We start from the raw sequence: 19,583 nt of genomic DNA on the forward strand, positions 1-19,583 counted from the left end.
GACTCAGCCCTCCCGCTCGCCGAGCGTCTGCCGCAGCACCTGTTTGGCGATCTTCCCGGTGGAGTTCAACGGAAAACTGCTCACCCGGTGTAGCTCCTTGGGTTTCTTGTACGCGGCCAGTCGATCCCGGCAGTGCGCCAGCAGCACGTCCTCGTCCACCGACACTCCATTGTGGACGGAGTAGGCGGCGACCACCCGCTGCCCCCAGTCCGGATCGGCGATGCCCACCACCGCGACCTCATGCACACCCGGCACCTCGGCGAGCACGTCCTCCACCTCCCGCGGGTAGATGTTGTACCCACCGGAGATGATCATGTCGCCCTTGCGGTCCACCAGCCACAGCCGTTCGGCCTCGTCCAGCCGGCCCAGGTCGCCGGTGTGCAACCACCCGTCCCGCACGCTCTTGCCCAGATCGGTGCGCCGCCCGGACTGCCAGTACCCGCGCATCACATGCTCGCCCCGGGTGATCACCTCCCCGATCTCACCCGCCGCGACGTCCATCCCGTCCTCGTCCACCACCCGCAGTTCGACCCCGAACGCGGGCCGCCCGGCCGAGGTCAGCAGCTCCGGCTGTTTCCCCAGACCCGCCGCGTGATCGGCCGCGTCCAGCACGGTCACCGGCGGAATGGCCTCGACCAGTCCGTAGTACTGCACCAGGTTCGGCGTGATCCGCTCGAAGGCCTGCCGGATCTGCTCCGGCGGCATCGGCGCGCCCGCGTAACCCAGCATCTTCAAGCCCCGCATGGTCTTCCGGTCGCACTCCGGCATCGCCAGCAGCCGCGCGATCATCGTCGGCACCAGTGCGGTGTGCGTGACCCCGCGCCGCGCCACCGCGTCCAGCACGGCGCCCGGATCCCACTGCGGCAGAATGAGTTGCGCCGCCCCCGCCGCCAGGAACGGCAGTACGAACAGGCCGCTGGTGTGCGTGATCGGCCCGGCGTGCAGGTAGGTGTCCGCGCCACCCGGGATCACCCCGAGCACATCCGAGGTCATGTTGACCACGCTGGCCAGCCGATTCCGGTGCGTGCGCTGCGCGCCCTTGGGTCGCCCGGTGGTCCCGGAGGAATAGTTCAACGACACCAACGCATCCGCGTCCAGCACCCCCGACGGCCACCCCGTCGCCGCGTCGCCGATCAGGCGTTCGTACCGGATCCCCGGCCCGTCCCCGATGACCACCACCCGCCCGGCCAGTCCGTCCCGCAACGCCTCGGTCGGCTCGGCGAACCGCGCGTCGTAGATCAGCGCGGTCGCCCCGCAGTCATCCGCGATGTGCTCCCAGTCCCGCGGATGCAACCGATAGTTCAACGCCACCCGCACCAGTCCGGCGGCGGCCAGCGCCAGATCAGTCTCCACATAGGTGTTCTGATTGGTCTGCAGATCCAGAACCCGATCCCCGGCGGAGAGTCCCAAGCCCCGCAACCCATTGGCCAGCCGGGCCACCCGATCCCCGAGCTGCCCGAAACTCTGCCGCCCCTGCGGCCCGTCCAGGGCAGTCCGCGCCCCGAACCGCCGTGTTGCCCGAGCGACCACCCGTCCGACATCCACCTCAGTCAGCTCCTTCGGCCAGGTACACCGCGTCCAGGACCCGAACCCCGTGTGGCAGTACCGCCACCGGATTGAGATCCACCTGCCCACCCCACCCCGACACCAGCGAACTCACCCGTACCACAAGATCAATCAGGGCATCCACGTCCACCGCGGCCCGCCCCCGAACCCCATACAGCAAGGCGGATCCCCGCAACTCACCCACCATCCGCCGCACCTCATCCGCATCCACCGGCAACGGCGCCAGCACCACGTCATCGAGCACTTCGGCGAAGATCCCGCCCAACCCCAACGCCAGCATCGGTCCACAGGGTCCAGGAGCCACCCCGACCAGCACCTCCACCGCGCCAGTCACGAACTCCTCAACCAGCACCGCCCCACCCAACCCCGCCAGCCGTTCATAAACCCCAGCCGCAGCCCCAGGATCCACATCCAGCACAACCCCACCGGCCTCGGTCTTGTGCACCAACCCGGGCACCACGGCCTTGAACACGGCGCGCCCACCCACCTCGCCCACCGCCACAACGGCGTCCTCAGCCGAGTCGACCACCCGCCCCAGCGGCACCGGAATCCCATGCTCCCGCAGCAAGTCCTTGAAGTCGGCCTCGCTGATCCCATTGGCGGGAGCCACAATTCCCCCTGCCGTGCCTGCCGTGCCTGCCGTGCCTGCCGTGCCTGCCGTGCCTGCCGTGCCCGCCGCCGCCACCGCCACCCGCGCCCCGGCCCGCACCGCGGCCGCCGCCACCAGCACCGCCCGGCCGGGCGTCGGATAAACCGGCACCCCACCAGCCCGCAACACCGCCCCCGCCCCCGGCGCCAAGTGCTCCGCCCCGGTCCGCGCGACCAGCACCGCCTTCCCCGTCTCCCGCCGCACCCGCGCCAGCCCGTCCGCGATCCCGGCCACATCCGACCCGGTCAGCACGCAGAAACAGGCCAGCACCACATCCACCGCCGGATCCGCCGCCACCACGTCCAGGCACCGCTGGAACAACTCCGGCCGCGCCATCACCGCCGCCGTGACATCCACCGGATTCTCCACCGACCCGTACGCCGGCACGACCTCCGCCAACGCCGCCCGCGTCCCGGCCCCCAACTCCGCCAGCCGCAAACCCTGCTGCGCCAACGCGTCCGCGGCCAGAATCCCGGACCCACCCGAGGTGGTCACCACCGCGACCCGGTCCCCGCTGGCCCGCATCCCGGCCGCGAACGCCTCGCCGACGTCGAGGAGTTCGTCCACATCGGACACTCGCACGATCCCGTACCGCCGCAGCACCGCGTCGGTCACCCGGTCGTCGGTGGCCAGCGCCCCGGTGTGCGAGGCCACCGCCCGCGCCCCCGCCGCCGACCGCCCGGCCTTGACCAGCGCCACCGGTTTGCCCGCCGCGGCCAACCGCCGCAACGACTCGACATCCGCCAGCGACTCCACATACCCCAGCAACCCGGTGCATCCGGGCTCCTCGGCCAGTGTCGCCAGCACTTCCAGCGCGGTCACCTCGGCCTCATTGCCGGTGCTCACCGCCCAGCCCAGCCCCAGCCCGCGCTCGAAGGCCAGGCTCACCGCCCCGAATCCCAGGGCCCCGCTCTGACTCACCAGCGCCAGCGACCCCGGCACCAGCCGGGTCGAGGCCGCCTCGAACAGCGGGCTGAACGAGGTCACCTGCCCACTCGCCACCCCAACCGACCCGATGCAGTTAGGTCCCAGGACCCGCAGTCCACTCGCTTTCGCCTGCGCCACCAGGGCTTCCTGCCGCAATGCACCCTCGTCGCCGGTCTCGGCGAACCCGGAGGAGCACACGATCGCCGCCCGCACTCCGGCCGCGACGCAGTCCTCGATCGCCGCGGGCACCCGGTCCGCCGCCACCATGATCATCGCCAGGTCCACCGGCCCGGGACACGCCGCCACCGTCGGATAGGCGGGCAGCCCGAACACCGTCTCGTTCTTCGGATGCACTGGCAGCACGCGCCCCTGATACCCGTACCGCAGCAGGAATTCCACCGGCCGCCCGCCCAGTGCCCCTGGTCGTTCGGTCGCGCCGATCACGGCCACCGAGCGGGCTGACCACAACGCGGCCAGGGCGCGCATCACGCGCCGTCCGGAGTCCAGCGCGCGTGCCGGGTGGCCGGTTCGCCTTCCCGGACCAGGTCCAGCCGTGGCCGCGGCCCGTCCGTGCGCCCGGTCTGCGGGCGTCGCCGCCCGGCCCGGAACTGCGCCGGCCAGTCCGCGGCCGGTCCGGCGTAGTCCTGTTCGGCGGCCGCGTGCAGTGTCCATTGTGGATCGTAAAGGTGGGTGCGGCCCAGCGCGCACAGGTCGGCCCGGCCGGCCAGCAGGATCGAGTTGACGTCGTCCGCGGAGGAGATGGCCCCGACCGCGATCACCGCGATGCCGTGTTTGCGCCCGATCTCGTTGCGGATCCGGTCGGCGAAGGGGGTCTGGAAGCTGCGCCCGTACGCGGGTTGTTCGGTGGAGACGACCTGCCCGGTGGACACGTCGATCCCGGCCGCGCCGTGCCGGGCGAAGGCGTCCGCGATGGCCAGGGCCTCCTCGATGTCCACCCCGCCGTCGGCCCAGTCGGTGGCCGAGATACGCACCGTCATCGGCCGCTCCACCGGCCAGGCCGCGCGCACCGCGTCGAAGACTTCGAGGGGGTAGCGCAACCGGTTCGCCAGGCTGCCGCCGTACTCATCGGTGCGCTGGTTGGTCAGCGGCGACAGGAACGAGGACAGCAGGTAGCCGTGCGCGCAGTGCAGTTCCAGCACATCGAACCCGGCCCGCGCGGCCGAGCGGGCGGCGTCGGCGAACTGCTCCCGGATCAGCAGCATTTCCGCCCGGTCCAGCTCCCTGGGCACCTGGTTGTCCGGGGCGTAGCGCAGCGGTGAGGGCCCGCACACCGGCCAGTTCCCGGCGGGCAGCGGCTGGTCGATGCCATCCCACATCAACCGGGTGGACCCCTTGCGCCCCGAGTGTCCGATTTGGACACCGATGCGGGCGGAGGTGTTGCCGTGCACGAAGTCCACTACCCGCCGCCACCCGTCCTCGTGCTCGGGCCGGTACAGCCCGGCGCATCCGGGGGTGATCCGCCCGGAGGCGGACACGCAGACCATCTCGGTCATCACCAGTCCGGCGCCGCCGAGTGCCTTGCCGCCCAGGTGCACCAGGTGGAAGTCGTTCGGGGTGCCGTCGGTGGCGGAATAGGTGTCCATGGGGGAGACCACGATCCGGTTCTTCAGCTCCAGCTCGCCGAGCCGGTAGGGCTGGAACATCGGCGGCCGGACCTCGCCGCCGGCGGCGAACCAGGAGTCGATCCCGGCCACGAACTCCGGATCGCGCAGCCGCAGGTTGTCGTAGGTGACCCGGCGGCTGCGGGTGAGGATGTTGAAGGCGAACTGTTCGGGCGCCTGATGCGCGTAGCCACCCAGGTTCTCGAACCACTCCAGACTGGCCTGCGCCGCGCGCTGGGTGGAGAGCACCACCGGCCGCCGCTCGGCCTCGTAGGCGGCCAGCGCACTGTCCACTGTGGACTCCTCGTGCAGGCAGGCGGCCAGCGCGAGGGCGTCCTCCATGGCGAGTTTGGTGCCGGAGCCGATGGAGAAGTGCGCGGTGTGCGCGGCGTCGCCGAGCAGCACGATGTTGCCGTGCCGCCAGGTCTGGTTGCGCACGGTGCCGAAGGTGACCCAGCGCGAGTTGTTCGCGTACAGCTCATGCCCGTCGAGGACCTCGGGGAACAGCTCGCGCAGCATCGCGATCGACCCCTCGTCGCTCTCACCTGGCGCGAGATCGTCCCGATAGTGCCGGGCGAACCCGGCGCGCTGCCACACGTCCTCGTGCATCTCCACGATGAACGTGCTGCCCTTGGCGTCGTAGGGATAGCCGTGGATCTGCATCACCCCGTGCGGGGTGTCCTTGATGTGGAACAGGAACGCGGGGAACACCAGGTCGGTGCCCAGCCACATGTACCGGCACCGCCGCGATTCCACGCTGGGCTGGAACACCTCCGCGTACCGGGCGCGCACCGCGGAGTTGACCCCGTCCGCGGCCACCACCAGATCGTGCGTGGCGGCCAGCTCGGCCACCTCCGGCGCCGGGGTGGACAGTCGCACCCGCACCCCGACCTCGGCGCACCGCTCGTGCAACACCTGCAACAGTCGTCGGCGGCTCATCGCGGCGAACCCGTGCCCGCCGGAGGTGATCACCTCGCCGCGGTAGTGCACGTCGATGTCGTCCCAGCGCGCGAACTCCCGCTGCATGGCCTGGTGGATCACCGGATCGGCGTGCTCGATGCCGCCGAGGGTCTCATCGGAGAACACCACGCCGAACCCGAAGGTGTCATCGGCCGCGTTGCGCTCCCACACGGTGATCTCGTGTTCAGGACCGAGCTGACGCGCCAGCGCGGCGAAGTAGAGCCCGCCTGGCCCGCCACCGACAACCGCGATTCGCACCTCGCCAGGGTATGCTGCAATCCTGACGACCGTCAACAGAACGAAATGCCACACCGGAGGTCGGGATGCGCTTCGAGGGCCGGACGGCAGTGGTCACCGGCGGCACCGGCGGCCTGGGCCGCGCGGTCTGCGCGGGCTTCGCCGCCGAGGGCGCCGCGGTCGCGGTACTGGATGTGGCGGGCGCGGCGGACTTCGCCGAGGACCTGACCAGCGGCGGTGCGGTAGCGGCGGGGTACACGGTGGACGTGCGCGACCCGGCCCAGGTCACCGAGGTGATGGCCGCCATCCACCGGGACCTGGGCGGCCCGCACCTCCTGGTCGCCCTGGCCGGCGGCTCCCTGGGCACCCCGAAGGACCTGGCGGACATCGAACCGGAACACCTGGACCTGGTGGTCGACGTGAACCTCAAAGGCACGTTCTACTGCTGCCAGGCCGCCCTGCCGTACCTGGCCGCCGCGGGTGACGGCGCCATCGTCACCACCTCCTCGATCGGCGGCCGCCAGCCCTCCCCGGTCACCGGCGTGCCCTACGCGGCGAGCAAGGCGGCCCTGGTCGGCCTGACCAAGCGACTGGCGAAGGAGGCAGGCCCGGACGGCGTGCGCGTCAACGCGATCGCGCCCGGGTTGTTCCTCACCGACCGGTTACAGGGCATGTTCGACGACCTGAGCCAGGCGGAACGCGACGAGGTGCTCAACGCGATCCCGTTGCGCCGCATGCCCGAGCTGCGGGAGGCGGTCGACCCGATCCTGTTCCTGTGCTCGGCCGAGGCTTCGTACATCACCGGGGTGGTCCTGGATGTCAACGGCGGCCGCTTCATGCCGCTCTGACAGCCCGCGCTCCGGGCCGGACTACCTCAGCGCTCGGCGGGGGTCGCCGTCCTGGTGTGGGTGCGCGCGATCGGCCAGCGATGCAGCGCCGCGGGCAGCTCGAAACCGTGCGGCTGCTCCGGGAAGTCGTGCACGGCGATCACCGCGGACACCGGGATCGTGCCGTAGACGTGCGGGAACCACGGCGCGGACGGGTTGCCCGGATCGCTGGAGGCCCGCTCCCACACCAGTTCCGCGTCCAGCAGGTCCGGGTCGACGACCAGCAGCACCAGGTCGTCCCGGCCGCGGAAGAGGCGGTTCGCCGGGAGGTGGACCAGGCCGAAGTCGCTGCAGTGCACGAAGCCCTCGGCGGCGTAGCCCGCGGGTTCGTGCCGTCCGGACTCCTGGGCCGCGGCCCAGTCCGCGTGCGAGCAGATGTGCAGGATCACCCGCCGATGGTCCCAGACTCCGCCGCGGCGCGTTCGCGCAGCCGGAATCGTTGCAGCTTGCCGGTGGTGGTGCGGGGCAGCTCGGGCAGGAACTCGATCACCCGCGGGTACTTGTACGGCGCGATCACGCTCTTCACGAAGTCCTGCAGTTCGGTCGCTTTGGCCGCGTCGCCGGTGACGTCAGGGGCGAGCACCACATAGGCGTGCACCACCATGCCGCGCTGCTCGTCCGGCGCGCCGACCACCCCGCATTCGACTACCTCGGCATGGCTGAGCAGGGCGTTCTCCACCTCCGGGCCGGCGATGTTGTAGCCGGAGGAGATGATCATGTCGTCGGTGCGGGCCTGGTACCAGAAGTAGCCGTCGGCATCGCGCAGGTAGGCGTCGCCGGTGAGGTTCCAGCCGTCCCGCACGTAGCTCAGTTGCCGCTCGTCGTCCAGGTAGCGGCAGCCGGTCGGGCCGCGCACCGCGAGCCTGCCGACCACGCCGTCCGGCGCCGGTTTCCCGTGCTCGTCCAGGATTTCCGCCCGGAACCCGGGGACCGGTCGGCCGGTGGCGCCAGGCCGGATGTCGTCATCGGCGGCGGAGATGAAGATGTGCAGCAACTCGGTCGCGCCGATGCCCTCGATGATCCGCAACCCGGTCGCCCGCTCGGCCTCGTGCCACACCGCGCTCGGCAACGCCTCGCCGGCCGAGACCGCCCGCCGCAACCCGCGTAATCGGTCCGCCAGTCCGGCCGCCAGCATCGCCCGGTACGCCGTCGGCGCGGTGAACAGCACGGTCACCCCATGCTCCCGCACCGCCTCGGCCAGCTCGGCCGGCGTGGCCCGCTCCAGCAACAGCGTCGCCGCGCCCACGTGCAGCGGGAACACCACCAGGCCGCCGAGACCGAAGGTGAAGCCCAGCGGGGGAGTGCCGGTGAAGACGTCCCGCGCGTCCGGGCGCAGCACGTGCCGGGCGAAGGTGTCGGAGTTGGCCAGCACATCCCGGTGGAAGTGCAACGTCGCCTTGGGCCGCCCGGTGGTGCCGGAGGTGAAGGCCAGCAACGCCACGTCGTCCGCCGCGGTGGCCACCGGCGCGAACCCGGCCGGTTTCGCCGCCGCGCGCACCGTCAGGTCCGCCGGGTCATCGCCGCCGTAGCTGATCACCGGCAGGTCCACGGCCGCCAGCTCGGCCAGGAACCGGTTGTCGCACAGCGCGATCGCCGGTTTCGCGATCTCGGTCAGCGTGCGCAGTTCACCCGAGCGCAGCAGCGGCATGGTGGTGACCGCGACCCCGCCTGCCCGCAGCACGCCGAACCAGCAGGCCACCAGCCACGGGTTGTTCGGCCCGCGTAGCAGCACCCGGTTGCCCGGCACCAGCCCGCAGTCCTCCACCAGCACCCGCGCGACCTGGTTCGCCCGGTCCCGCAACTGCCCGTAGGTCCAGGCCGGACCGGTGGGGCTGAGCAGGCACGGCCGGTCCGCGCCGTGCCGGGCGATGGTGTCCTCCAACAGGGTGACCGCGCAGTTCAGCCGGTCCGGGTAGACCAGCTCGGGCAGGCTGAACTCCAGTTCCGGCCACTGCTCGCGCGGTGGCAGGTGGTCCCGGCAGAACGTGTCGACGTGTGCTGAGCGGGACAGATCCACGGGCACGCACCTCGTCTCGGCGTCGGTGAGCTGCCCGGCCAGTATTCACCGTTCATGACGACAGTCAATAGGCCGACATACGCATCGACGCGATATCGTTTGCCGGTGACCACCCTGGTTGACCTGTCCGAAGTGGACGGGGGAGCGGCGGACGCCCAGTCCGCGCAACCCCGCCAGCTCATCGTCACCGTCTACGGCCTCTACGCCCGCGAGGTCGGCGGCTGGCTGTCGGTGGCCGCCCTGATCCGCCTGCTGGGCGAACTGGGCGTGGACGAACCGGCGGTGCGGTCCTCCATCTCCCGGCTCAAGCGACGCGGCATCCTGGACGCCTCCCGGGTGGGTGGCGCGGCCGGATACGCCCTGTCCGAGCAGGCCAGACTCATCCTGCGCGAGGGCGACCACCGCATCTTCGAGCGTCCGAGGGCCACCGTGGCCGACGGCTGGGTGCTGGCGGTGTTCTCCGTCCCCGAGTCCGAGCGCCAGAAGCGGCACACCCTGCGCTCCCAGCTCACCCGGCTCGGCTTCGGCAACACCGCCCCCGGCGTGTGGATCGCCCCGGCACACCTGCGTGCCGAGACCGCCGAGGTCCTCTCCCGCCTGGACCTGTCCGCCTACGTCGACCTGTTCCGCGCCGACCACCTGGGCTTCGCCGAACTGACCGACAAGGTCGCCACCTGGTGGGACCTGGCCGCCCTGCGCGCGCTGTACACGGAGTTCCTCACCGCGCACCGCCCACTGCTGGCCCGCTGGCGTCGCCGCCGCACGGTGCAGCCCGCCGAGGCATTCGCCGACTACGTCCGCCTGCTCACGGCCTGGCGCCGCCTGCCCTACCTGGACCCGGGCCTGCCTGCCGAGTTGCTGCCGGCGGACTGGCCCGGCGCCGAAGCCGCCGAGTTGTTCACCGCGCTGCAGGACAAGCTCGCCCCGGCCGCGCACGACCACGCCGAGTCCCGCATCACCTCCTGACTCCATAGAGCTGGTTGAGATCCAGCACGTGGTGGCCCAGCACCGTGCAGGCAGGCACGTCCAGCACCACCACGAGAAACACGTTCCGCGGACCGGGGAACAGCACATGCCGGAAGCCCAGCTCCGGCATGTCCCGCACCGCCTCGGGCGTGGCCGCGAACCCACGCCGCTGGGCACGCGGGACCGACTTCAGATAGGCCCGGACCACCGCGGGCACCTCGGCGGCGACGAGGACCGGATGGGTCTGGATGGTCGCGCGGAACTCCGCGTCGGTGAGCAGGCGCATCAGTGGCCGGTGACCCCGTCGGTCCGCTCCCGTAAGAGATCCGCGTGCCCGCAGTGCCGCGCGTACTCCGCGATCATGTGCACCACGACCCGGCGTAAGGCCAGCGGCCGCCCGGTGGCCAGGTGGACCCCGGTGTCCTCCAGCGCGTGCGCGGCCAGGATCTCCCGCGACTTCGCCACCTCGGCCCGCCACACCGCGAACGCCTCGTCGACGTCCCCGTCCAGGCTGTCGAAGTCCTGGCTGGGGTCCTCGTCGGAGTAGTACAGGTGCGGCACGTCCCGCTGGGCGAACTGCATCTGGAACCACCACCGTTCCGCCCCGGACAGGTGCCGCAGTAGCCCGTGCAGGGTCAGGCTCGACGGTGGAATCTGGGCGTGGGACAGGGCTTCCGGTGCGACGCCCCGGCATTTCAGCTCGAAGGTGGTCCGGTGCCAGTCCAGGTAGGCGGTCAGGATCTCGCGTTCGGAACCGTCCAGGGGCAAGGGCTGCCGGGTGTCCGCCGACCATGTCTCCGCTACATGTGCGGGCTGGGTGAGTGCCATGCGAGGAGCGTTCCACGACTCACCGACACTGGCCCCCTAGCGAACTTTTCTTCGCTATGCGAACACGTTGCGGAGGTGTGCGCAGACTGGCGCGGCAGGTCCACCACCGACCACCTAGACCGTCTGGAGACACCCAGTCATGCAGCTCACCCTACCCGCCGCCACCCGTCCGATTCCTTATCGCGCAAGGGAAAGGTCCGGGTTCACGGCATCGCGACGGCCGCTGTGCGTCCGGCTGTCCTCAGTCCAGCACCGCGGTTCCCTGCACCTCCACCAGCGCCTCGCGGTCCCACAGCCGTGCGATCCCGATCGCGGCCATCGCCGGGTACGACTCGCCGGCCAGCTCGCGCCAGACCTTGCCGATCTCCTTGCCGCGCGCCTTGTAGTCCTCGACGTCGGTCAGGTAGATGGTCAGCGTCGCGAGCTGATCCGGCCCGCCGCCCGCCGCCCGCAACGCGGTCAGCAGATTGCCCAGGGCCTGGCGGAACTGCGCCACCACATCCGTGCCCACGATCTGGCCGTCCGCGTCCAGCGCGGTCTGCCCGGCCAGGTACACCGTCCGGCCGGCCCCGGCGACCACCGCGTGACTGAAGCCCGAGGGCCTGGCCAGCTCCGGCGGATTGACCCGTTCCAGACTCACGACTGCACCGTCCCGCCGTCGATGTTCAACCCCTGTCCGGTGAACGCCGGACTCGCCACGCAGAAGGAGACCGCGTCCGCGACCTCCTCGACCGAGATCATGCGCCCGATCGGCTGTTTCCCGGCCAGCATCGCCCGGATCTCCGCCCGTGGCCTGCCGGTGCGCTCGGCGACCGCGTCCACGGTCCGCTCGGTCATCGGCGTGTCCACATACGCCGGGCAGATCGCGTTCGCGGTCACCCCGGTCCGCGCCAGTTCGGCCGCTGCCGTCCGGACCAGGCCCAGCACCCCGTGCTTGGCCGCGGTGTACGCGGCGAGGTGCGCCTCGCCCTGTTTGGCCGCGGTGCTCGCGATGACGATCAGCCGTCCCCAGCCCGCCGCGCGCATGGCCGGGATGGCCCGGCGCAGGCACTGGAACGGGGCGGTGAGGTTGAGCGCCAGGGCGGCCGACCACTCCTCGTCGGTGATCCGGTGCAGCGGGGTGGCGGTGCCCGAACCCGCGTTGGCGACCAGGATCTCCACCGGCGACCAGGCGGCCTCCACCGCGTCGAACAGGCCGGCCACCGCCCCCGGTTCGGTGAGATCGGCCGGGAGCACCAGGGACTCCCCGGGCAGGGTGGCCGCGACCGCCCGCAGTTCGGCCTCGCTGCGCGCGGTGAGCGCCACCCGGTGGCCCTCGCCGGACAACCGGCGGGCCACGGCCGCGCCGATGCCCCGGCCGGCGCCGGTGACCAGGCTGGTGCGTGCCATCACCTGCGAAGCTTGTCAAACGTTGGTGACGACCGTCAAGATGACGACATATGGACGCCTATCTGCTCGATGCCGTGCGCACCCCGTTCGGCCGCCATCGTGGCGGCCTGGCCGGGGTCCGGGTCGACGACCTGGCCGCCCTGCCCATCGCCGAGCTGACCCGCCGCAACCCCGGCCTCGACCCGGCCCTGGTGGACGAGGTCGTCTACGGCAACACCAATGGCGCCGGGGAGGAGAACCGCAACATCGGCCGGATGGCGGCGCTGCTCGCCGGGCTGCCGGTGACCGTGCCGGGCGTGACCGTCAATCGGCTGTGCGCCTCCGGTGGCGAGGCAGTCGTCCAGGCCGCCCGCCTGCTCGCGGTGGGGGCGGGGCGGATCGCCATCGCCGGTGGGGTGGAGGGCATGTCCCGCGCGCCGTTCGTGGTGCCCCGCCCCGAGGAGGTGCTGCCGCAGCGGATGGAGATGGTCTCCACCGCACTCGGCTGGCGGCTGGTCAACCCGAAGTTCCCGGCCGAGTGGACCGCGAGCCTGGGCGCCTGCGCCGAACAGGTCGCCGCGGACCTGGGCATCGGCCGGGCCGCCCAGGACGAGTGGGCGCTGCGCTCGCACCGGCTGGCGAGCACCGCCTGGGACAACGGCTCGCACGACTGGGTCCTGCCGGTCGGGCAGGTCAGCAGGGACGAGGCGCTGCGCCCGGACACCTCGGCCGCCGCGCTGGCCCGCCTGCGCCCGGCGTTCAGCCCGGACGGGGCCGTCACCGCGGGAAACTCCTCCCCGCTCTCCGACGGCGCCCTGGCCGCCCTGCTGAGCACCAGGGCAGCCGCGGCCGAGCTGGGCCTGGAACCGTTGGCGCGCATCAAGGACAGCACGACTGCGGCCACCGACCCGCACCGCTTCGCGGTCGCCCCGGTGCCCGCGATCCTCACCCTGCTGCACCGCAACGGCCTGTCCCACCGGGACATCGCCCGCTGGGAGATCAACGAGGCATTCGCCGCGATGGTGCTGTCCACCCTGGACCAGCTCGCCGCCGAGGGCTGCAAACTGGATACCGACCTGGTCAACCCGGACGGCGGCGCCATCGCCCTCGGGCACCCCCTGGGCGCCTCCATGCCCAGGGCGATCGTGGACTGCGCGCGCGGGCTGCGGCGGCGCGGTGGCGGGCTGGGCGTGGTCGCGGCGTGCATCGGGGTCGGGCAGGGCATGGCCGTGCTCGTCCAGACCGACTGAGAGGACGAGGAGAACCGTGCGGATCGAGGACTTCACCGACATCGGCTACACCGTCGAGGACGACAACCACGCGGTGATCACCATCAACCGGCCGGAGCGGATGAACTCCTTCCGCGGCCGCACCGTGGACGAGCTGATCGCGGCGTTCAAACACGCCTGGGCGGACAAGCGGGTGGCCGCGATCATCCTCACCGGCGCCGGTGAGCGGGCCTTCTGCGCGGGCGGCGACGTCAAGGAGCGGGCCGAGACCGGTGGCTACGGCGAGACCGAATGGAGCACCTTCGAGATCGAACGGCTGCACCGGCTCATCCGGGACGTGCCCAAACCGGTGATCGCCGCGGTCAACGGCGTCGCGGTGGGCGGCGGTCACGTGCTGCACGTGCTGTGCGACCTGACCGTGGCCGCCGAGCACGCCCGCTTCGGCCAGTCCGGCCCCAGGGTCGGCTCCTTCGACGCCGGATTCGGCTCCGCCTACCTGGCCCGGGTGGTGGGGGAGAAGCGGGCGCGGCAGATCTGGTTCCTGCTCGACCTGTTCGACGCGCACACCGCCGAACGCTGGAACCTGGTCAACCAGGTCGTCCCGGCCGCGGAACTGCTCGACACCGCCCGCGCCTGGGCCCGCAAGATCGGCTCCTACTCGCCGACCGCGCTGCGCTTCCTCAAGCACTCGTTCAACGCCGACACCGACCACATCGGCGGGATCTCCCACCTGGCCTTCGACGGCCTGGAACTGTTCACCGAGACCCCGGAGGGGAAGGAGGGCGCGGCGGCCTTCGCCGAGAAGCGCGATCCGGACTTCCGCCAGTACCGCTAAGGCACCGCCGCGGCTGCCACGAGCGCGCGTCGCGGCGCGGTTAGGCGGAGGCGGACTTGGTCAGCTTCGCGGCCAGCCCGTCCAGTAGCACTGCCACGCCCAGCTCGAACAACGCCTCGCCGGTCAGCTCCCGGTAGGCGGGCGCCACCTGGCGCAGGTGCGGGAACTCCGCGGGCGAGCCGGGCGAGCCGGTCAGCTCCGCGCGCGGGGCCGCGCCGGCCCGGCGGTCGTCCTCGGCGGCCGAGGCGAGCACGTGATCGGCCAGCAGCACCGAGATCGCCGCGGTGTCCGCGGGAGTGAAGCCCGCGGTCAGCAGGATCCGGGTGGTGGTCTCGATGTGGCCCAACCGGTGCGGGCCGCGGGGCGGGCGCAGCCGCAGCAGCTGGGCGGCGTCCCGGTGCGCGCGCAGCAGGGCACGGAACTGGCGTAGGCCGGTGGCGAGCTGGTCGCGCCAGGGCAGGGACTCGTCGATGTCGAACGCCTCGGCGCAGATCGCCTCGGCGACCAGGTCCAGCAGTTCGTCCTTGTCGCGGACGTGCCAGTACAGCGTCGCGGAGCGCACGCCCAGTTCGGCGGCCAGCTTGCGCGTGCTCAGCGCGGCCAGGCCGTGTTCGTCCAGCAGCCGTACCGCGGCTGCGGTGATCCGAGGGAGGTCAAGCGCCACAACCGGGACTCTATCAGTGATAGATTTTTCCCTATCACTGATAGAGGGGGTTCGAGATGGAGAGAACTGCACTGCGGGTGGCCGCCTGCTGCGCGGTCATCGGTTCGGTCGCCTACCTGGTGCTCACCCTGGTGCACGGGTTCCTGCCCGGCACCGCGCACGAGCTGGCCGGGCACGTGCTCGCGCGGGACTGGCGGGCCATCCATCTGGGCACGATCCTCGCCCTGCTGCTGTGGGTGGTCGCCTTCACCGCGGTGGGCTCGTTGATCGTGGCCGGACCCGGTGCGCTGCTGGTCCGGCTGGCCCGGCCGCTGCTGGTCATCGGCTTCACCGTGTTCGCCATCGACTTCGCGCTGGACGGGTTCGGCTTCGCCCAGCTCGCCGAGGCGGGCGCGCACGCCGAGCTGGACCTGATGTTCCGGGCCGTGGTCGGCTCCACGACCATGCTGGTCCAGGTGCTGTTCGGGCTGGCCTTCGCGGTGTGGGCGCTGGTGCTGCTGCGATCCCGGCGCGCGCCGGGGTGGCTGTGTGTGCTGGGGCTGGTCGCGGCGACCGGGTGGTTCCTCGGCGGCTGCCTGATGTTCCTGCGGGTGCCCGGCTTCGGGTTCCCGGTGGTGGCGCCGCTGGCCGGGGTGGTGCAGCTCTGGGTGCTGGGGCTGGGGATCTCGTGGTGGCGTCAGTCCGCGGGTTCGGTCACCGGGCGCCAGTCCACCGGGGTGGACAGGACCATCGCGCTGGAGGTCTCGCCGTAGGTCGACAGTCGTTCCAGCAGGCGTTCCAGGGCGCGGATGGAACTGGCCGCGACCTTGACCACCGAGCAGATGTCGCCGGTCAGCCGGACCACCTCCAGCACCTCGGGGCAGTCGTCGAGCAGTTCGGGGTGCACGGTGATGCAGCGCGCGCCGTAACACTTCATGCGCACCAACGCGATCACCGGCCGGCCGGCGATGCTCGGGTCCACCCGGGCGTGGTACCCGGCGATCACGCCGAGCTGCTCCAGCCGCCGCACCCGCTGCGCCACGGTCGGTGGCGAGACGTGCACCCGGCGCGACAACTCGTTGTAGGACAGCCGCGCATCGGCCTGCAACGCCTCCAGCAGCGCCCAGTCGACCTTGTCTAGCTCCGAGTTCACGAACGTGAGCCTAGGCGGCCCAACCGGATTCGAACGCAAGGCGCGACCACCGGATTCGCCGTCGCCGCCCATTCCGGTTTGGCCGGGACAGCGGTGGAATTGAGGTCCACCACGAGGGGAGGACCATGACCGACACCGGCGGCTGTCCGATCATGGCGGAGCCGAAGCTGGACTTCGGCGGCACCACGCCATATGAGGACTACGTGCACGCCTCGGTGCTGCATTCCTTGCAGCAGCGCTGGTCCGCCGACCCCGGCGAGATGTCCTTCCTGGTCATCACCCAGATCATGGAACTCTACTTCGGACTGTTGTGCTTCGAGTGGCGGCAGGCGCAGACCGAGATGCGCGCCGACGACCTGGACTCCGCGGTCCGCACCCTGCACCGCAGTGTGCTGCACGTGCAGGGGCTCAACGCGGCCTGGCGCTCGATCGCGCGGATGACCCCCGAGGAGTTCAACGCCTTCCGGGCCAACCTCGGCGAGGGCTCCGGGTTCCAGTCCGGCATGTACCGGCACGTGGAGTTCCTGCTCGGCGAGAAGTCGGCCTCACTGCTCGTGCCGCACCGGGCGGTGCCCGCGATGCACGCCGAACTGGAGGAGGCGCTGGCCCGGCCCAGCCTCTACGACGACGCGCTCGGCCTGCTGCGCCGCCGCGGCTACGACGTGCCGGCCTCGGCCCAGGACCGCGACTTCACCCAGCCCTACCAACCGGATCCGCGGGTGGAGCAGGTCTGGACGCTGATCTACTCCGACCGCACCAAGCACCATGACGAGCAGCGGCTCGGCGAGGTGCTCACCGATATCGCCGAGGAGTTCGCGCGCTGGCGCTACGACCACCTGCTGGCCACCCGCCGCGCCATGGGCGCCAAGGTCGGCACCGGCGGCTCGGCGGGCGTGGCCTGGCTGGAGAAACGGGTGCAGCGCACCGTTTTCCCCGAGCTGTGGACCGCGCGCAGCTACGTCTGAGGACCGCGCTGCTGTGACTGAGCGACTGTGACTGGGCGGCTGGCACTGAGGATGGAGAGCACGATGAGTTTGGCCGACACCGCGAGGAAACTGGACGCGCTCGACCCGATCGCGCACTGCCGGGACGAGTTCGATCTCGACCCGGATGTGGTCTACCTCAACGGAAACTCCCTCGGCGCGTTGCCGCGCGCGGTCGCACCACGCCTGGCCGAGGTGGTGGGACAGCAGTGGGGCCGTCGCCTGATCCGCGGCTGGGGCGAGGGCTGGTGGGGGACGCCGGAACGCCTCGGCGACCGGCTCGCCCCGCTCATCGGCAGCGCGCCGGGTCAGGTCGTGGTCGGCGACTCCACCAGCGTCAACCTGTTCAAGGCCCTGGTGGCCGCGATCCGGCTCAACCCGGGACGGCCGGAACTGCTGGTGGACGCGGCGACCTTCCCCACCGACGGCTACATCGCCGCCTCGGTGGCCCGGCTCACCGGGGTGCGGGTCCGGCCGGTGCCCATGCCCGAGGCCGCCGCCGAGATGAGCGAGCACACCGCGGTGCTGCTGGCCAACCACGTCGACTTCCGCTCCGGCGTGCTGCACGACATGGGCGCCATCACCGAGGCCGCGCACCGGGCGGGCGCGCTGGTGGTCTGGGACCTGTGCCACAGCGTCGGCGCGCTGCCGGTGGAACTGGACTCCCACCAGGTCGACCTGGCGGTCGGCTGCACCTACAAGTTCCTCAACGGCGGACCCGGCGCGCCCGCGTTCCTCTATGTGCCGCAACGCTTCCAGGACGCCTTCGACCAACCGCTGTCGGGTTGGTGCGGGCACGCCGAACCGTTCGCGATGACCCCCGACTACACCCCCGGCGCTGGCGTGACCAGGGGCCGCACCGGCACCCCGGACATCCTGTCCATGCTGGCCCTGGACGCCGCCCTGGACGTGTGGGACAAGACCAGCATCGCCGAGGTCCGGGCCAAGGGCCTGCGGCTGACCGACTTCTTCCTGTCCTGTGTGGACGAACTGCTCGGCGACCGGGTCACCGTGCGCACCCCGCGCGACGCCGGCCGCGGCAACCACATCGCGCTGTCCGTGCCGGACGCCGGACAGGTGATGAAGGAACTCATCGCGCGGGAGGTCATCGGCGACTACCGGCCCCCGGACGTGCTGCGCTTCGGGTTCGCCCCGCTGTACGTGCGCTACGCCGACGCGCTGACCGCGGTCGAGGTGATCGCCGGCGTGGTCTGATTTGCCATTCCGGCAAGGAACATTGTCAGCCGGGCCGGAACAGGCGCACGGTGTCCCCATGGACGAGACCTACTGGGACACCCTGTACCGGACCCGCGACCAGGTGTGGAGCGGCGCGCCCAACGGCGTGCTGGTCGTCGAGATCAGCGGCCTCGCGCCGGGCCGGGCCCTCGAAGTGGGCTGCGGGGAGGGCGCCGACGCGATCTGGCTGGCCGAACAGGGCTGGCGGGTGACCGCCGCCGACATCTCCCAGGAGGCGCTGACCAGGGCGGGCGAGGCCGCCAGGGCACGCGAGGTGACGCTGACCCTGCTGCACTCCGATATGCCGGCCACCCCACCGCCCCCGGCCGCCTTCGACCTGGTCGCGCTGAGCTACTTCCCGCTGCACCGGGCACTGGGACCGGCCAGTCTGCGCGCGCTGGCCGAGGCGGTGGCGCCCGGCGGGACGCTGCTGGTGGTCGGCCACGACCTGGCCGCGGGGCACGACCACCAGGGCCACGACGGCACGCCGATCAGGATGGCCGACTTCTACGCGCCCGCCGACTTCGCCGAGGCGCTGGGCGAGGGCTGGACCACCCTGGTCAACGAGACCCGGCCGCGGGTGAGTCCGGCGCCGCCGGGCACGCCGCACACCCACGACACGGTCTTCCGCGCCCAGCGGCACAACTGAGTCGGCCGGTCAGGCCATGAGGTCGGACAAAGCGCGCAGCACCTCGGGCCAGGCCGCGGAGTCCGGGTCGATCACCCCGTAGTGGCCCTCGCCGGGGAGTTCGCGCAGCTCAGTGGGGTCGCCGGCGGCCACAGCCGCGGCCGCGTAGGAGCGGCTGACCTCCGGCGGCACCCACGGATCGGCCAGGCCCTGGAGCAGGATGCCGCGGACGCCGGTGGGCACCAGGCGGGCGGGGTCGGCGGCGGCGTAGTGCTCCCAGTGCGAGTCCGGGTGGCCGCCGAGCAGACCGGCCACCGCGCCGTCGCCGAGCTGCTCCTCGTTGGCCAGCACCAGATCCAGCACCCCGGCCAGGGACACCACGCCGCGCAGGGCCGGGCGGCGCGCCAGGTGCCAGGGGTTGTGCGCGGGCAGGCGGTGGCGGCTGGCCGACCACATGGCCAGCTGGCCGCCCGCGGAATGGCCGAGCAGAACCACCCGATCGGGATCCGCCGACGCGCCGAGCAGACCGGGCAGCGCGTCCAGCGCGGCCGCCACATCGTCCAGGGTGCCCGGCCAGCCGCCCTCGGGCTGGCCGACCCGGTTGTACTCGATGGTCGCCACCAGATAGCCCTCGTCGGCCAGGGCCGCGCACATCGGGCCGGTGTGCGTGCGGTCGTACTCGGCGAGCCAGAAACCGCCGTGCACCACCACGATCACCGGGTGCGGGCCTTCGGCCACCGGGTATCTGACATCGATCACCCGGTCCGGTCCTGGTCCGTACCGCAGCACGCGGTCAGGGGCGGGTGCCGGGCGGGTCAGCACGTCACGCGAGTCGGCCACGCGGCGACG

The 19,583-nt window shown here is 71.7% G+C and carries 20 protein-coding genes; 8 read left to right on the forward strand and 12 right to left on the reverse strand.

All coding sequences use genetic code 11. The features are described 5' to 3' along the window. Window positions 1-3: 3 nt before the first annotated feature. From MZC64_RS29600 to MZC64_RS29620, 3 genes are read right to left on the reverse strand one after another with little or no spacing between them, the layout of a single operon-like run. Window positions 4-1,545, reverse strand: coding sequence for an AMP-binding protein (locus MZC64_RS29600; protein ID WP_247762484.1), 1,542 nt, complete (start codon window positions 1,543-1,545; stop codon window positions 4-6). A gap of 1 nt (window position 1,546) precedes the next feature. After that, complete coding sequence (locus MZC64_RS48130; protein WP_282106136.1) at window positions 1,547-3,628, reverse strand: acetate--CoA ligase family protein; 2,082 nt, start codon at window positions 3,626-3,628, stop codon at window positions 1,547-1,549. After that, window positions 3,628-5,982, reverse strand: a complete 2,355-nt coding sequence (locus MZC64_RS29620) for a bifunctional salicylyl-CoA 5-hydroxylase/oxidoreductase (RefSeq protein ID WP_247762485.1) — start codon at window positions 5,980-5,982, stop codon at window positions 3,628-3,630. The genes MZC64_RS48130 and MZC64_RS29620 overlap by 1 nt, the downstream gene beginning before the upstream one ends. Before the next feature lie 65 nt (window positions 5,983-6,047). Here MZC64_RS29620 and MZC64_RS29625 point away from each other — a divergent pair, with 65 nt between their 5' ends. After that, on the forward strand, window positions 6,048-6,809 hold the full coding sequence (locus MZC64_RS29625; protein ID WP_247762486.1) for an SDR family NAD(P)-dependent oxidoreductase: 762 nt from the start codon (window positions 6,048-6,050) through the stop codon (window positions 6,807-6,809). Window positions 6,810-6,835: 26 nt separating this feature from the next. Here MZC64_RS29625 and MZC64_RS29630 read toward each other — a convergent pair whose 3' ends face one another. Together MZC64_RS29630 and MZC64_RS29635 are read right to left on the reverse strand one after the other, a co-directional pair. Then, entirely contained in the window at window positions 6,836-7,237 is a 402-nt protein-coding gene (locus MZC64_RS29630; protein WP_247762487.1) for a DUF952 domain-containing protein, read from the reverse strand. Continuing rightward, window positions 7,234-8,865, reverse strand: coding sequence for an AMP-binding protein (locus tag MZC64_RS29635; RefSeq protein ID WP_247762488.1), 1,632 nt, complete (start codon window positions 8,863-8,865; stop codon window positions 7,234-7,236). The genes MZC64_RS29630 and MZC64_RS29635 overlap by 4 nt, the downstream gene beginning before the upstream one ends. A 105-nt stretch (window positions 8,866-8,970) precedes the next feature. On the opposite strand from MZC64_RS29635, the gene MZC64_RS29640 reads away from it, so the two are divergent. Next, a complete protein-coding gene (locus MZC64_RS29640; RefSeq protein WP_247762489.1) occupies window positions 8,971-9,831 on the forward strand; it encodes a PaaX family transcriptional regulator C-terminal domain-containing protein in 861 nt (286 codons plus the stop codon). On the opposite strand, the gene MZC64_RS29645 is transcribed toward MZC64_RS29640, so the two are convergent. The 4 genes from MZC64_RS29645 to MZC64_RS29660 form a co-directional block, all read right to left on the reverse strand. Then, the gene (locus MZC64_RS29645; RefSeq protein ID WP_247762490.1) at window positions 9,821-10,117 is read right to left on the reverse strand and encodes a hypothetical protein; all 297 of its coding nucleotides are present in this window, start codon (window positions 10,115-10,117) and stop codon (window positions 9,821-9,823) included. The genes MZC64_RS29640 and MZC64_RS29645 overlap by 11 nt on opposite strands. Further along, entirely contained in the window at window positions 10,117-10,659 is a 543-nt protein-coding gene (locus MZC64_RS29650) for a DinB family protein (protein WP_247762492.1), read from the reverse strand. The genes MZC64_RS29645 and MZC64_RS29650 overlap by 1 nt, the downstream gene beginning before the upstream one ends. Before the next feature lie 241 nt (window positions 10,660-10,900). Next, a complete protein-coding gene (locus tag MZC64_RS29655; RefSeq protein ID WP_247762842.1) occupies window positions 10,901-11,293 on the reverse strand; it encodes a RidA family protein in 393 nt (130 codons plus the stop codon). A 2-nt stretch (window positions 11,294-11,295) separates the two neighbouring features. After that, complete coding sequence (locus tag MZC64_RS29660; RefSeq protein ID WP_247762844.1) at window positions 11,296-12,048, reverse strand: SDR family NAD(P)-dependent oxidoreductase; 753 nt, start codon at window positions 12,046-12,048, stop codon at window positions 11,296-11,298. 50 nt (window positions 12,049-12,098) lie between these two features. Here MZC64_RS29660 and MZC64_RS29665 point away from each other — a divergent pair, with 50 nt between their 5' ends. Both MZC64_RS29665 and MZC64_RS29670 read left to right on the forward strand, forming a co-directional pair. Then, on the forward strand, window positions 12,099-13,277 hold the full coding sequence (locus tag MZC64_RS29665) for a thiolase family protein (RefSeq protein ID WP_247762494.1): 1,179 nt from the start codon (window positions 12,099-12,101) through the stop codon (window positions 13,275-13,277). A gap of 16 nt (window positions 13,278-13,293) precedes the next feature. Then, on the forward strand, window positions 13,294-14,091 hold the full coding sequence (locus MZC64_RS29670; RefSeq protein WP_247762495.1) for an enoyl-CoA hydratase-related protein: 798 nt from the start codon (window positions 13,294-13,296) through the stop codon (window positions 14,089-14,091). 40 nt (window positions 14,092-14,131) lie between these two features. Here the strand turns inward: MZC64_RS29670 and MZC64_RS29675 are convergent, their stop codons facing one another. Continuing rightward, window positions 14,132-14,755 carry a TetR/AcrR family transcriptional regulator C-terminal domain-containing protein gene (locus MZC64_RS29675; protein WP_247762496.1) on the reverse strand — a complete coding sequence of 208 codons (624 nt, stop codon included), beginning with the start codon at window positions 14,753-14,755 and terminating at the stop codon, window positions 14,132-14,134. Window positions 14,756-14,811: 56 nt separating this feature from the next. Here MZC64_RS29675 and MZC64_RS29680 point away from each other — a divergent pair, with 56 nt between their 5' ends. Continuing rightward, window positions 14,812-15,507 carry a hypothetical protein gene (locus tag MZC64_RS29680; RefSeq protein WP_247762498.1) on the forward strand — a complete coding sequence of 232 codons (696 nt, stop codon included), beginning with the start codon at window positions 14,812-14,814 and terminating at the stop codon, window positions 15,505-15,507. Here MZC64_RS29680 and MZC64_RS29685 read toward each other — a convergent pair. Next, window positions 15,432-15,887, reverse strand: a complete 456-nt coding sequence (locus tag MZC64_RS29685; protein WP_247762500.1) for an Lrp/AsnC family transcriptional regulator — start codon at window positions 15,885-15,887, stop codon at window positions 15,432-15,434. The two genes, MZC64_RS29680 and MZC64_RS29685, sit on opposite strands and share 76 nt — an antisense overlap. A gap of 125 nt (window positions 15,888-16,012) precedes the next feature. Here MZC64_RS29685 and MZC64_RS29690 point away from each other — a divergent pair, with 125 nt between their 5' ends. From MZC64_RS29690 to MZC64_RS29700, 3 genes are all read left to right on the forward strand, one after another. Then, on the forward strand, window positions 16,013-16,852 hold the full coding sequence (locus MZC64_RS29690) for a tryptophan 2,3-dioxygenase (protein ID WP_247762502.1): 840 nt from the start codon (window positions 16,013-16,015) through the stop codon (window positions 16,850-16,852). Window positions 16,853-16,915: 63 nt separating this feature from the next. Continuing rightward, entirely contained in the window at window positions 16,916-18,085 is a 1,170-nt protein-coding gene (gene kynU, locus MZC64_RS29695) for a kynureninase (protein ID WP_247762504.1), read from the forward strand. Between the two features lie 58 nt (window positions 18,086-18,143). Beyond that, window positions 18,144-18,755: a bifunctional 2-polyprenyl-6-hydroxyphenol methylase/3-demethylubiquinol 3-O-methyltransferase UbiG gene (locus MZC64_RS29700; RefSeq protein WP_247762506.1), complete on the forward strand. Its 612-nt coding sequence runs from the start codon at window positions 18,144-18,146 to the stop codon at window positions 18,753-18,755. Between the two features lie 9 nt (window positions 18,756-18,764). Here the strand turns inward: MZC64_RS29700 and MZC64_RS29705 are convergent, their stop codons facing one another. Further along, entirely contained in the window at window positions 18,765-19,574 is an 810-nt protein-coding gene (locus MZC64_RS29705) for an alpha/beta hydrolase (protein ID WP_247762508.1), read from the reverse strand. Window positions 19,575-19,583: the final 9 nt, after the last annotated feature.

Source organism: Crossiella sp. S99.2 (genome assembly GCF_023094165.1).
Classification (GTDB): Bacteria; Actinomycetota; Actinomycetes; order Mycobacteriales; family Pseudonocardiaceae; genus Crossiella.

Excerpts from the sequence above, each read along its gene's own strand:
- MZC64_RS29625 (WP_247762486.1), top strand. The coding sequence starts at position 6,048 with ATGCGCTTCGAGGGCCGGACGGCAGTGGTCACCGGCGGCACCGGCGGC.
- MZC64_RS29665 (WP_247762494.1), top strand. The coding sequence starts at position 12,099 with ATGGACGCCTATCTGCTCGATGCCGTGCGCACCCCGTTCGGCCGCCAT.
- kynU (WP_247762504.1), top strand. The coding sequence starts at position 16,916 with ATGAGTTTGGCCGACACCGCGAGGAAACTGGACGCGCTCGACCCGATC.
- MZC64_RS29680 (WP_247762498.1), top strand. The coding sequence starts at position 14,812 with ATGGAGAGAACTGCACTGCGGGTGGCCGCCTGCTGCGCGGTCATCGGT.
- MZC64_RS29690 (WP_247762502.1), top strand. The coding sequence starts at position 16,013 with ATGACCGACACCGGCGGCTGTCCGATCATGGCGGAGCCGAAGCTGGAC.
- MZC64_RS29650 (WP_247762492.1), bottom strand. The coding sequence starts at position 10,659 with ATGGCACTCACCCAGCCCGCACATGTAGCGGAGACATGGTCGGCGGAC.
- MZC64_RS29660 (WP_247762844.1), bottom strand. The coding sequence starts at position 12,048 with ATGGCACGCACCAGCCTGGTCACCGGCGCCGGCCGGGGCATCGGCGCG.
- MZC64_RS29645 (WP_247762490.1), bottom strand. The coding sequence starts at position 10,117 with ATGCGCCTGCTCACCGACGCGGAGTTCCGCGCGACCATCCAGACCCAT.
- MZC64_RS48130 (WP_282106136.1), bottom strand. The coding sequence starts at position 3,628 with ATGCGCGCCCTGGCCGCGTTGTGGTCAGCCCGCTCGGTGGCCGTGATC.
- MZC64_RS29700 (WP_247762506.1), top strand. The coding sequence starts at position 18,144 with ATGGACGAGACCTACTGGGACACCCTGTACCGGACCCGCGACCAGGTG.